14 protein-coding genes are annotated in these 12,200 nt (G+C 64.5%); all 14 read right to left on the minus strand.

Annotated elements, in window-relative coordinates:
• Window positions 1-27: 27 nt before the first annotated feature.
• Window positions 28-372 (minus strand): hypothetical protein, encoded by a 345-nt coding sequence (locus GR167_RS04330; RefSeq protein ID WP_235915838.1) that lies wholly within the window; start codon window positions 370-372, stop codon window positions 28-30.
• 4 nt (window positions 373-376) lie between these two features.
• Window positions 377-763: a hypothetical protein gene (locus GR167_RS04335; RefSeq protein WP_160972208.1), complete on the minus strand. Its 387-nt coding sequence runs from the start codon at window positions 761-763 to the stop codon at window positions 377-379.
• 3 nt (window positions 764-766) lie between these two features.
• Window positions 767-2,065, minus strand: coding sequence for an NADH-quinone oxidoreductase subunit NuoF (gene nuoF / locus GR167_RS04340; RefSeq protein ID WP_160972209.1), 1,299 nt, complete (start codon window positions 2,063-2,065; stop codon window positions 767-769).
• 6 nt (window positions 2,066-2,071) lie between these two features.
• Window positions 2,072-2,296: a DUF5337 domain-containing protein gene (locus tag GR167_RS04345; RefSeq protein ID WP_160972210.1), complete on the minus strand. Its 225-nt coding sequence runs from the start codon at window positions 2,294-2,296 to the stop codon at window positions 2,072-2,074.
• A gap of 11 nt (window positions 2,297-2,307) precedes the next feature.
• Window positions 2,308-3,414 (minus strand): NADH-quinone oxidoreductase subunit NuoE, encoded by a 1,107-nt coding sequence (gene nuoE / locus GR167_RS04350; RefSeq protein WP_160972211.1) that lies wholly within the window; start codon window positions 3,412-3,414, stop codon window positions 2,308-2,310.
• A 37-nt stretch (window positions 3,415-3,451) separates the two neighbouring features.
• Window positions 3,452-4,675, minus strand: coding sequence for an NADH-quinone oxidoreductase subunit D (locus GR167_RS04355; RefSeq protein ID WP_212769858.1), 1,224 nt, complete (start codon window positions 4,673-4,675; stop codon window positions 3,452-3,454).
• Window positions 4,675-5,280, minus strand: a complete 606-nt coding sequence (locus GR167_RS04360; protein ID WP_160972213.1) for an NADH-quinone oxidoreductase subunit C — start codon at window positions 5,278-5,280, stop codon at window positions 4,675-4,677. Before GR167_RS04360 ends, GR167_RS04355 begins: the two co-directional genes overlap by 1 nt.
• Before the next feature lie 19 nt (window positions 5,281-5,299).
• A complete protein-coding gene (locus GR167_RS04365; RefSeq protein ID WP_212700783.1) occupies window positions 5,300-5,833 on the minus strand; it encodes a NuoB/complex I 20 kDa subunit family protein in 534 nt (177 codons plus the stop codon).
• Entirely contained in the window at window positions 5,824-6,189 is a 366-nt protein-coding gene (locus GR167_RS04370; protein WP_160972643.1) for an NADH-quinone oxidoreductase subunit A, read from the minus strand. Before GR167_RS04370 ends, GR167_RS04365 begins: the two co-directional genes overlap by 10 nt.
• 354 nt (window positions 6,190-6,543) lie before the next feature.
• The gene (locus GR167_RS04375; protein ID WP_160972214.1) at window positions 6,544-7,326 is read right to left on the minus strand and encodes a crotonase/enoyl-CoA hydratase family protein; all 783 of its coding nucleotides are present in this window, start codon (window positions 7,324-7,326) and stop codon (window positions 6,544-6,546) included.
• Window positions 7,327-7,346: 20 nt separating this feature from the next.
• Entirely contained in the window at window positions 7,347-7,724 is a 378-nt protein-coding gene (locus tag GR167_RS04380; protein ID WP_160972215.1) for a hypothetical protein, read from the minus strand.
• On the minus strand, window positions 7,721-8,575 hold the full coding sequence (locus GR167_RS04385; protein WP_160972216.1) for a hydroxymethylglutaryl-CoA lyase: 855 nt from the start codon (window positions 8,573-8,575) through the stop codon (window positions 7,721-7,723). Before GR167_RS04385 ends, GR167_RS04380 begins: the two co-directional genes overlap by 4 nt.
• Entirely contained in the window at window positions 8,572-10,512 is a 1,941-nt protein-coding gene (locus GR167_RS04390) for an ATP-binding protein (protein ID WP_160972217.1), read from the minus strand. The genes GR167_RS04385 and GR167_RS04390 overlap by 4 nt, the downstream gene beginning before the upstream one ends.
• 82 nt (window positions 10,513-10,594) lie before the next feature.
• The gene (locus tag GR167_RS04395) at window positions 10,595-12,199 is read right to left on the minus strand and encodes a carboxyl transferase domain-containing protein (protein ID WP_160972218.1); all 1,605 of its coding nucleotides are present in this window, start codon (window positions 12,197-12,199) and stop codon (window positions 10,595-10,597) included.
• Window position 12,200: the final 1 nt, after the last annotated feature.

Consider the following 12,200-nt stretch of genomic DNA (forward strand, 5'->3'; position numbering starts at 1 on the left):
AACACGTTGATATGACCAGGAAGTTTCTCATCCGCGGCACCGTCCCGCCAAGTTGAGCGTATCGTCGGAAATCACCAGGGCGCCCAGCGGCGCATCCGGCCCGGCGGTCCAGTCGACCTCGGAATTGCCGAAGTTGTTGACGCAGTACTTGGTCGCCTCGTAGCGGCCCGCTTCGCGCGCGGCGGCGATATTCTGCGACGCCCCGGCAACGGTGACGGCAAAGGCCATGTTGTCGGCCTTGTCGGCGGTCAGGTGGGATTTGAAATAGATCCCGTCAAAGGCCACGCGATTGTTGTCGCCGCGGATTTTTTCCTTAACGCCGCAACCGGCCAGAAGCCCCGTCGCCAGAAGAAGGATGATTGCCTTGCGCATAGCGTCAAAGCCCCCTGACCGTGTTAGAAAACTGCAATTGCAGCAGCTGTCCGTCCGAGGTCGAGACAGTCACATAGGCCTGACCATCCGGGTAAACCGTCACCCCGGCGGACCGCGTGTTTTGCGGAATACGGGCGTTCACATCGGTAACGATCTGCCGCCCGTCGGGCAGGTTGCAGTAATAGGTTCCGACCTCGCCATATCCTTTCACATCGACCTTGGGATGTCCCTTTTTCTTGCCCAGCTTCACGTTTCCGGCAGCGCCGGACACACCGCAGACGGTGCCTTGGGGGAAGTTCTGGAACAGGATCGACACTTTCGTTTTCGGCCCTGCCGCGACAGGAGCCGCGAGACAGGCGAAAACCGCAGTGGATATGAGAAGGTTACGCATCGATCACTCCGCCGCCATCGCGCCGGTGCGGCCGGTTTTCTGAGCCTTGATACGGTCCTCGATTTCCTCGCGGAAATTGCGGATCAGGCCCTGGATCGGCCAGGCCGCCGCGTCGCCAAGCGCGCAGATCGTGTGGCCTTCGACCTGCTTGGTCACGTCCCACAGCATGTCGATTTCTTCCGGCTCGGCCTCGCCCTTCACCAGGCGGTCCATGACGCGCATCATCCAGCCGGTGCCTTCGCGACAGGGCGTGCACTGGCCGCAGCTTTCGTGCTTGTAGAATTTCGACAGCCGCCAGATCGCTTTGACGATATCGGTCGACTTGTCCATCACGATCACCGCAGCGGTGCCCAGGCCCGAGCCCAGTTCGCCGCGCAGGTAATCGAAATCCATGATCGCGTCGCGCATGTTTTCACCGCGCACGCAGGGCACCGAGGACCCGCCGGGGATCACCGCCAGCAGGTTGTCCCAGCCGCCGCGAATGCCGCCGCAATGTTTCTCGATCAGTTCCTCGAAGGAGATCGACATCGCTTCCTCGACCACGCAGGGGTTGTTGACGTGGCCCGAGATCGCGAACAGCTTGGTGCCCGCATTGTTGGGGCGGCCGAAACCGGCGAACCATTCCGGACCGCGGCGCAGGATGGTCGGCACGACGGCGATGGATTCCACGTTGTTCACCGTGGTCGGGCATCCGTAGAGGCCGGCACCGGCCGGGAACGGCGGCTTCATCCGGGGCATGCCCTTCTTGCCTTCGAGGCTTTCGATCAGCGCGGTTTCCTCGCCGCAGATATAGGCCCCTGCCCCGTGATGCAGGTACAGGTCGAAATCCCAGCCCGACCCGGCGGCGTTCTTGCCCAGCAGGCCCGCATCGTAGGCTTCGTCGATCGCGCGCTGCAGCGCTTCGCGTTCGCGGATATATTCGCCGCGGATATAGATATAGGACGCGTGCGCCCCCATCGCGAAGCTGGCGATCAGCGCGCCCTCGATCAGCGTATGCGGATCGTGGCGCATGATTTCGCGGTCCTTGCAGGTGCCCGGTTCGGATTCGTCGGCGTTGATCACCAGGTAGGACGGGCGCCCGTCGCTTTCCTTCGGCATGAAGGACCATTTCAGACCGGTCGGGAAGCCCGCGCCGCCGCGACCGCGCAGACCGCTGGCCTTCATCTGGTCCACGATCCAGTCGCGGCCCTTCTGGATGATGCCGGCAGTGCCGTCCCAATGTCCCCGGGCCTGTGCCCCCGCCAGAGTGCGGTCATGCATGCCGTAGATATTGGTAAAGATACGGTCTTGGTCCTTCAGCATCCCGTTTTACCCTTTGCTATTCTGACGCGCGCGCCAGATTTGAAAAATCATCACGATGGCCAGGATGAACCCGGCCAAGGCGATCAGGTCGAAAAGCGCGCGCACCCGCTGGCTCAGTTCCAGTTGGCCACCGACAAAGGTGGCCGCGATCCAGAACAGCGCCGTCCCGGCGATCACCAGGGCGGTGATGCGGCCCTTGCGGGCCAGGGCGATATCGCGCTTGTCGCTCACTCAGTCCGTCCTCAGTACACGTCGCCCTTGTCGACGCGCTTGGAAAATTCGGTGTCTTCACCCGCCGCCAGTTTACCGGCCTGTTCGACCCATCCGTCGCGGGCGATCCGGCCCTTGAACTTCAGCCGGCTGTCGACCCAGGCAATTTCCGCCTCGGTCCAGGCCGCGATCTGGTCGAAATGATAGAAACCCAGCTCGTTCAGCGTCTGCTCCAGCTTCGGACCGACGCCCTTCAGCTTCTTCAGGTCATCCGCACCGCCTTCGCGCGCGGCCTTCAGCAGCGCGGGTTCGGCCTCGGCCACATCAGCGGTTTCCGCCGGTTTCGCGGCTTTCGGCTTCGGTGCGGCCTTGGGCTTTTCTGCCTTGGGCGCGGCGGATTTCTTCGCTGCGGGCTTCGCCGCTGCGGATTTGCCGCCCAGCCACGGGGTCAGGATCGGCACTTCGGTACCGTCGATGCGCTTCACGGTATCGCCCAGATCGACCGCCAGCTGCGCGCTGGCGTTATACTGGGTCTTGCCGCTGTCGAATTCCTTCAGCGAGGTCAGGCCCGACTTGGGTTCCGCCGCGAAACGGCCGTTCTGCGGCCCCGGCACCGGCACCTTGCCAGCGGCCAGTTCGTCGAGGATCTCGGCGAAACGCTCGGCGGTCAGGTCTTCGTAGTAATCCTTGCCGATCTGCACCATCGGAGCGTTGGCGCAGGCGCCCAGGCATTCCACCTCTTCCCAGGTGAATTTGCTGTCAGCCGACAGGGTGAAGGGCTTGTCGGCGATCTTGTCCTTGCAGACGTCGATCAGCTTCTCGGCGCCGCAGATCATGCACGACGTGGTGCCGCAGACCTGGACATGCGCCACCGACCCGGTCGGGGTCAGCTGGAACATGAAGTAGAAGGAAGCCACCTCGAAGGCGCGGATATTGGCCATGCCCAGCATGTCGGCGACATATTCGATCGCCGGGCGGGTCAGCCAGCCTTCCTGTTCCTGCGCCCGCCACAGCAGCGGGATGACGGCCGATTGCGCCCGGCCCTCGGGATATTTGGTGATCTGCGCCTCGGCCCATTTCTGGTTCTCGGGCGTGAAAGCGAAGCTTTCGGGCTGATCGTGATAGAGACGGCGTAGCATCAGGCACAGGCTCCAATCGTCAGTTCATTTCCACTCATCACCGGTCGATCTCCCCGAACACGACGTCCATGGTGCCGATGATGGCGGCGACATCGGCCAACTGGTGGCCGGTGGCGACGTGATCCATCGCCTGCAGGTGCAGGTAACCCGGCGCGCGCAGCTTGGCGCGGTAGGGTTTGTTGGTCCCGTCGGATTTGATGTAGACGCCGAATTCGCCCTTGGGCGCCTCGACGGCGGCGTAGACTTCGCCCTCGGGCACGTGGAAGCCTTCGGTGTAAAGCTTGAAGTGATGGATCAAGGCTTCCATCGACTGCTTCATGTCCGACCGTTTCGGCGGGGTCAGCTTGCCGCGGGCCAGAATGTCGCCCGGGGTTTCGCGCAGCTTGGCCACGGCCTGACGGATGATGCTGGTCGATTGACGCATCTCCTCCATCCGCACCAGGTAGCGGTCGAAACAGTCGCCGTTCTTGCCGACGGGGATCTGGAAGTCGAATTCATCGTAGCATTCATAGGGCTGCGCGCGGCGCAGGTCCCAGGCCAGGCCCGACCCGCGCACCATCACGCCCGAGAAGCCCCATTGCTGGATGTCTTCCTCGGTCACCACGCCAATATCGACGTTGCGCTGCTTGAAGATACGGTTTTCGGTCAGCAGCCCGTCGATATCGTCCAGGACGGCGGGGAATTCGACCGCCCATTCCTCGATATCGTCGATCAATTCGTCGGTCAGGTCCTGATGCACCCCGCCCGGGCGGAAGTAGTTCGCGTGCAGACGCGCGCCACAGGCCCGTTCGTAGAAGATCATCAGCTTCTCGCGTTCCTCGAAGCCCCACAGCGGCGGGGTCAGCGCGCCGACGTCCATCGCCTGCGTGGTCACGTTCAGCAGGTGGTTCAGCACCCGGCCAATTTCCGAAAACAGAACACGGATCAGCGACGCGCGGCGCGGCACTTCAGTGCCGGTCAGCTTTTCGATCGCCATGCACCAGGCATGTTCCTGGTTCATCGGCGCCACGTAGTCGAGACGGTCGAGATAGGGCAGGTTCTGCAGATAGGTGCGGCTTTCCATCAGCTTCTCGGTGCCACGGTGCAGCAGGCCGATATGCGGGTCGCAGCGTTCGACGATTTCGCCGTCCAGTTCCAGCACGAGGCGCAAAACGCCGTGCGCCGCCGGGTGCTGCGGACCGAAGTTGATGTTGAAGTTGCGGATCTTCTGTTCGCCCTGCAGCGCGTCCACGCTGCCGTCGTCAAATTTGGAGCCGTCCATCATTTCGCCTCCCCTTTCTCATCGCCGGGCAGGATGTAATTGGCACCTTCCCAGGGGCTCATGAAATCGAACTGGCGGTATTCCTGAACCAGCTTCACCGGCTCATAGACCACGCGCTTGAGTTCTTCGTCATAGCGCACCTCGGTGTAACCGGTGGTCGGGAAATCCTTGCGCAGCGGGTGGCCGCGGAAGCCGTAATCGGTCAGCAGCCGGCGCAGGTCCGGGTGGCCCGAGAACAGGATGCCGAACATGTCGAAGACTTCGCGCTCGAACCAGTTGGCCGAGGGGTGGATTTCCACGATCGAGGGCACCATTTCGTCTTCGCGCACCGACACCCGCAGGCGGATGCGGTGGTTCTGGTACATCGACAGGAAGTGATAGACCACGTCGAACCGCTTGGCCCGCTCGGGGTAATCGACGGCGGTGATATCCACCAGCGAGGAAAACTTGCAGGTCTGGTCGGATTTCAGGAAGTCGACGAAATCGACGATATTGGCCGGGGCCACGTCGATGTTCAGCTCGCCATAGGCGATGTCCCAGCCGATCACGCAATCGGGCCGTTTCAGCTCGATATGGGTGGCCAGTTCGGTCAAGGCTTCGGTCATTACTGTCCCCTTCCCGCGATCAGCGCACGATGGTGCCGGTGCGGCGGATTTTGCGTTGCAGCTGCATGATACCATACATCAGCGCCTCGGCGGTCGGCGGGCAGCCGGGCACGTAGACGTCGACCGGCACGACGCGGTCACAGCCGCGCACCACCGAATAGCTGTAATGGTAATAGCCGCCGCCATTGGCACACGACCCCATCGAGATCACGTAGCGCGGTTCCGGCATCTGGTCGTAAACCTTGCGCAGCGCCGGGGCCATCTTGTTGGTCAGGGTGCCGGCGACGATCATCAGGTCCGACTGGCGCGGACTTGCGCGCGGCGCGGTGCCATAGCGTTCCAGGTCGTAGCGCGGCATCGAGGTGTGCATCATCTCGACCGCGCAGCAGGCCAGGCCGAAGGTCATCCAGTGCAGCGACCCGGTACGGCCCCAGTTCACGATGTCCTCGACCGTGGTCAGCAGGAAACCCTTGTCCTGCAGTTCGCGGTTCAGTTCCTGCGTCGCCACCTCGCGGTCGAAACCGGCGGTGTTGGACCCCGTCATCACTCCCATTCCAGGGCCCCTTTCTTCCACTCATAGGCAAAGCCTGCGGTCAGCACGCCCAGGAATACCATCATCGACCAGAACCCGACGGTGGTGATGTCCTTGAAGGCCACCGCCCAGGGGAACAGCATCGCGATTTCCAGGTCGAAGATGATGAACAGGATCGACACCAGGTAGAACCGGACATCGAATTTCATCCGCGCATCGTCGAAAGCGTTGAAACCGCATTCGTAGGCCGAAACCTTTTCCGGGTCCGGATTGCGGACGGCGAGAACGACAGCGGCGAGGATCAGGACAAGGCCAAGAACGATTGCAATGGCCAGAAAGACGAGGATGGGAAGGTATTCCCTCAGCATCTCTTCCACGGTGGCTCCTTTCATGCGCAAAAGGCGCAGTCAGTAGGCTGCTTCAGCTAGGCAGGGTTTACTCTTGCCCCCTGTCAGGGTCAACAGAACCAGAACATATTCAAGTTTATGCAAACGTTGCTAAAAATCCTTGTATGCAAAGGTACACGAGAGTTCGCCGTGCCGATCTGTTCCAGTAGACGGGATTTTTTTTGCTGCTGGCAACGATAATATTGTCGCGCCCGGCGCGCAGCCGATTCCGGAGAACGAAAATGTGATTCTTTTGGCGGCGGCGCGTGCTTCCCCATCAGGTGGAAAACAGCCGCCGGATGCGCGCGGGGAAAACCCCGCTGCGCAGGCCGTTCGGAAGGGCGCTCAGCCCTGCCAGGCGGGTTTGCGTTTGTCGAAGAAGGCGCCGATGCCTTCGGGTGCTTCGCCGCCTTCCCAGCAGGCGGCAAGCTCGGCCGCGGTGTGCTGGATCACCTCTTCGTCGATGCGCGGCCCCAGCGTGCGCAGCAGCGCCTTGGCCCGCGCCACCGCACCCGGCGCGCAATCCAGGTAGGGGGCGATTTCGGCCTCGACGGCGGCATCCAGGTCTTCGGGCGCGACGGATTTCGCCAGCAGCCCCAGTTCCACCGCTTCCGGCCCCTTGAAACGCCGCCCCGACATGAACACCCGGCGCGCCCGCGCCTCGCCCATCCGCGCACAGACATACGGCCCGATGGTGGCCGGGATCAGCCCCAGCCGGGTTTCGGTCAGCGCCATGGTGACTTCATCGGTGCCGATGGCGATATCGCAGACGCTGGCCATGCCGACGCCGCCGCCAAACGCGTTGCCATGCACCCGCCCGATCAACGGCTTCGGCAGCGTGTTGAGCGCCTGCAGCATCCGGGCAAGCTTGGTCGCCTCAGCCATGCGCGTATCGCGGTCGGCCTCGAACTGCTGCCGCATCCAGCCCAGATCGCCGCCGGCGCAGAAGGTTTTGCCCTTCGCCGCCAGAACCACCACCCGCACGCTGTCATCGGCGGCCAGAGCATCGGCCCCGGCATGGATTTCCGCGATCATCTGCGCTGACATGGCGTTGTGCTTTTCCGCCCGGTCCAGCCACAGGGTGGCAACGCCGCGGGCGTCGGTTGCGATCTCGATAGTGTCGTACATCCTGTCCTCCTTCGGCCCGTTCAGGCCGTCCCGATCATCACATAGGCCGCCAGCGCCAGCATCACAGTGGCAATCGGCGCCCAAAACATGCGTTCCTTGCGCGACGGTGTTATCCAGTTCAGCGTACTGGTCAGCGCCGACAGGCCCACCGCGACCCAGCCCGTCCAGCGCGGCCAGAAGCCCCCGGCAAATCCCACCGCCGACAGGATCGCCAGCGCCATGAACCCCAGCACCAGGATCGACAGCGCCGCCATCACCCGCCCGCGCGGGGGCAGCGCCCCCTTGTTCTGGCCGCCCTGGGTGTATTCACCCAGCGGCAGCCCCGCGATCAGCAGCAGCTGAAACACGATCACGCCCAGGCACAGCAGGGCGTAAAGCTGTGCCAGCAACTCCGTCATCCCACGCGCATCCCGCGCGCCATTTCCGCCGCGCGGGTCAATACATCGGTGTCGAGCCCAGTTTCATACCCCAGCTCGCGCAGCCGCGCATCGACCGCCTCGGTCGCCACGTTGCCCGCCGCGCCGGGCGCGTAGGGACAGCCGCCCAAACCGCCCACGGCGGCGTCGAACACCCGCAGGCCCTTTTCCAGCGACACCTCGATATTGGCCAGCGCCCGGCCCGCCGTGTCGTGGTAATGCCCCGCCAGCCGCTGCGCCGGGATCACGTTCAGCACCGCGTCGAGCATCGCCGCGATGGTTTCCGGCCTGCCCTGCCCGATCGTGTCGCCCAGGCTGATTTCATAGCAGCCCATCGCGTCCAGCGCCTCGGCCACCCGTGCCACCTGCGCCGGGTCGGTCGCCCCGTCATAAGGGCAGTCGGTCACGCAGGAGATATAACCGCGCACCTTGATCCCCGCCTCTTTCGCCGCATGTGCGACCGGCTCGAACCGGTCCAGGCTTTCGGCGATACTGGCGTTGATATTGGCCTTGGAAAACCCTTCCGAGGCCGAACCGAAAATCGCCACCTCGTCGGCCTTGGCCGCCAGCGCCCGTTCCAGCCCCTTCATGTTCGGGGTCAGCGCGGCGTAAGACACGCCCGGCTTGCGGGTGATCCCCGCCAGCACCTCGGCGCTGTCGGCCATCTGCGGCACCCATTTGGGGCTGACGAAGCTGGCCACCTCGATCCGCTTGAACCCGGCCTCGGACAGGCAATCGACCAGCGCGATCTTTTCCTCGGTGGGGATCAGCCGCTTTTCGTTCTGCAGCCCGTCGCGCGGGCCCGTTTCGAAGATTTCGACGTATTCACTCATGCGTCTTCCTCCTCCTCCAGCCGGATCAGCGCCGCGCCTGCCTCGACCTGCGCGCCCGCTTCGGCAAGAACCTCGGCCACCACGCCGTCGCGCGCCGCCAGCAGCGAATGTTCCATCTTCATCGCTTCCAGGATCGCCAGACGGTCACCTTCCTGCACCTGCTGCCCGGCCTCGGCAAAGACGGCCTTGACCAGCCCCGGCATCGGCGCCTCGATCACGTTGCCCGCAGCGCCGCCGCTGGCGGCGACGTCGAGCGGGTCGATGCGGGTGAAGCCCAGCCCCGCCTCGGCGAATACGGTGATCAGGTCGCCCGCCACCGACAGCCCCGGCGCCGGGATACCGTCGAGCGACCAGCGGCCCGCGATGCGTTTCGCCTCGACCGTGTCCTCGCCGATCGTCACGCTGTGATGGTCGGGGCCGTGGCTGCGGATATCGGCGTCGAACGGCTCACCGTCGAACTCCAGCGCCACGTGATGGGCCAGCGGTTCCCACAGGGTGAAGCCGGTGTCGTCGGCACCCTCCAGCAGTCCAAGCGCCGCCAGCGCCGCCAGCGCGCGGTGCTGCACGCTGGGCACCGGCGCGCCGGTCAGGCTGTCGATATCGCGGCCGATCAGCCCGGTATCGACCTCGCCTGCCGCGAAGCCCGGGTGATTGCAGAGCGCCGAGAGGAAACGCAGGTTGGTCACGGTGCCCGCCACCTCGCAACCCGCCAGCGCCGATTTCATCCGGCTGAGCGCGATGTCGCGGGTCGGGCCGAAGGTGATGATCTTGGCGATCATCGGGTCGTAGAACGGGCTGATCGTGTCGCCGGTCCGCACGCCGCTGTCGGCGCGGGCCTCGGTGGGGAATCCCAGATGCGCCAGCGTGCCGGTAGCGGGCAGGAAGCCCTTGGGCACGTCCTCGGCATAAAGCCGGGATTCGAAGCTGTGGCCGGTCAGGGTGAGCTCGTCCTGCCCTTTCGGCAGCGCCTCGCCCGCCGCGACGCGCAATTGCCATTCGACCAGGTCGACGCCGGTGACGGCCTCGGTCACCGGGTGTTCCACCTGCAGCCGGGTGTTCATTTCCATGAACCAGAACCCGTCGGGGCGCAGCCCCTTGGACCCGTCAACGATGAATTCGATGGTGCCCGCGCCCTTGTAGTTGATCGCCTCGGCGGCGCGCACCGCCGCCTGCCCCATCGCCGCGCGCATGTCCTCGGTCATGCCGGGCGCCGGGGCTTCCTCGATCACCTTCTGGTGGCGGCGCTGCAGCGAACAGTCGCGTTCATAGAGGTGGACGGCTTCTTGGCCGTCGCCGAAAACCTGCACCTCGATATGGCGGGGTTTCTGGATGTATTTCTCGATCAGCACGTCCGGGTTGCCGAAGGCGGTCTGCGCCTCGCTGCGCGCACTGTCCAGCGCTGCCATGAAATCCTTCGGGTCCTCGACCAGCCGCATCCCCTTGCCGCCGCCGCCGGCGACCGCCTTGATCAGCACCGGGTAGCCGATGGTATCGGCCGCCCCGGACAGGTGTTCGGGGTCCTGGTTGGCACCGTGATAGCCTGGAACGACCGGCACGCCGGCCTCTTCCATCAGCGCCTTGGCGGCATCCTTCAGTCCCATCTTGCGGATCGCGTCTGCCGAAGGGCCGATGAAGGTCAAACCCGCCGCTTCGACTGCGTCGACGAAATCGGGGTTTTCCGACAGGAAGCCGTAACCGGGATGGATCGCCTGCGCGCCGGTTTGCAGCGCGGCCTCGATGATACGGTCACCCTTGAGGTAGCTTTCGGCCGGGGCCGAGCCGCCGATATGCACCGCCTCGTCTGCGGCGGCGACATGGGCGGCGGAGGCATCGGCGTCGGAATAGACGGCAACCACCTTGACGCCCATGGCCCGGGCAGTACGCGCCACCCGGCAGGCGATTTCCCCGCGATTGGCGATCAGGATTTTGTCAAACATCTGTCTGGTCCTTTTGTCTTGGGTCCGGACCGGGGGCTGCCTGCCCCCGGACCCCCGGGGATATTTTTGAAAAGGAGAAGGATTACATCCGGAACACGCCAAACCGCGTGTCTTCGATCGGCGCGTTAAGCGAGGCGCTGAGCGACAGCGCCAGCACGTCGCGGGTCTTGCGCGGGTCGATGATGCCGTCGTCCCACAGCCGCGCGGAGGCGTAGAGCGGGTGGGATTGTTCCTCGAACATCTCGATGGTGGGGCGCTTGAATTCGGCCTCTTCCTCGGCCGACCAGCTGCCGCCCTGCCGTTCGATGCCGTCGCGCTTGACGGTGGCCAGCACACCGGCCGCCTGTTCGCCGCCCATCACCGAGATGCGCGAGTTGGGCCAGGTCCACAGGAAGCGGGGCGAATAGGCCCGTCCCGCCATGCCGTAATTACCCGCCCCGAAGGACCCGCCCACCAGCATGGTGATTTTCGGCACCTTGGTGGAAGCCACCGCCGTCACCATCTTGGCCCCGTGCCGCGCGATGCCTTCGTTTTCGTATTTGCGGCCCACCATGAAGCCGGTGATGTTCTGCAGGAACACCAGCGGGATCTTGCGCTGGCTGCACAGTTCGACGAAATGCGCGCCCTTCTGGGCGGCCTCGGAAAACAGCACGCCGTTATTGGCAACGATGCCGACCGGGCAACCCTTCACATGGGCGAAACCGGTGACCAGGGTTTCACCGAAACGCGGCTTGAATTCGTCGAAGCGCGACCCGTCGACGGTGCGCGCGATCACTTCGCGGATGTCGTAGGGGGTGCGCAGGTCGGCGGGCACGACGCCGAGGATTTCCTCGGGGTCATAGGCCGGGTCCTCGGGGCTTTGCCACTGCACCGTCTGCGGCTTGGCGCGGTTCAGATGGCTGACGGCGCGGCGCGCCAGCGCCAGCGCGTGGGCGTCGTCCTCGGCCAGGTAATCCGCCACGCCCGATAGCCGCGTATGCACGTCGCCGCCGCCCAGGTCTTCGGCGCTGACCACCTCGCCCGTCGCGGCCTTCACCAGCGGCGGACCGGCGAGGAAGATGGTGCCCTGTTCCTTGACGATGATGGTGACGTCGGACATCGCCGGCACATAAGCGCCGCCTGCGGTGCACGATCCCATCACGACGGCGATCTGCGGGATGCCCTTGGCCGACATGTTGGCCTGATTGTAGAAGATGCGGCCGAAATGATCGCGATCCGGGAACACCTCATCCTGCTGCGGCAGGTTGGCGCCGCCACTGTCGACCAGGTAGATGCAGGGCAGATGGTTCTGCTCGGCGATCTCCTGCGCGCGCAGGTGTTTCTTGACGGTCATCGGGTAATAGGTACCGCCCTTCACCGTGGCGTCGTTACACACCACCATGCATTCGATGCCATGCACCCGGCCGATCCCGGCGATGACACCGGCGGCGGGGGCGGCGTCGTCATACATGCCATGCGCCGCGGTGGCGCCGATTTCGAGGAAGGGCGATCCGGGGTCGAGCAGGTTCGCCACCCGGCGGCGCGGCAGCATCTTGCCGCGCGCCTCGTGCCGCTCGCGGGAGCGCTCGCCGCCGCCCAGACGGGCGGCCTCGGCAGCCTTGCTCACGGTTTCGAGCGCTTCGAGATGACCTTTCAGGTTAGACTGGAAGGCTTCCGAGGAGGGAAGAGCGTTAGATTTCAGTTTCATT

The sequence above is a fragment of the Thalassovita mangrovi genome, assembly GCF_009857745.1.
Classification (GTDB): domain Bacteria; phylum Pseudomonadota; class Alphaproteobacteria; order Rhodobacterales; family Rhodobacteraceae; genus Thalassobius; species Thalassobius mangrovi.